At 57.4% G+C, this 256-nt stretch carries 1 pseudogene; it reads left to right on the plus strand.

Annotation, left to right across the window (positions count from 1 at the left end):
• Window positions 1-256: pseudogene (locus B2W52_RS18060) on the plus strand (polyribonucleotide nucleotidyltransferase); the annotation flags it as partial.

Here is a 256-nt window from a genome sequence, read left to right on the forward strand (position 1 = left end):
TTACCGCCATCAAGGAATTTGCTGCTGAAATCGGCAAGCCCCGTTGGGACTGGCAGCCGGCCGCCGAGAACACCGAGCTGCTGAATGCCATCAAGGCCGACTTTGCCGGTGCTATCGAGGAAGCCTACGGCATCCGTGACAAGATGGCCCGCTACGAGCGGCTTGGCGAAGTAAAAGCCGCTGCCGTTGAGAAACTGGCCGGTGAAGAGGAAGGCCAACCTTCCGAAGACGAAGTCAAAAAGTACTTCGGCAAGAT

The organism is Marinobacter sp. UBA2498, from assembly GCF_002341575.1.
GTDB lineage: Bacteria > Pseudomonadota > Gammaproteobacteria > Pseudomonadales > Oleiphilaceae > Marinobacter > Marinobacter manganoxydans.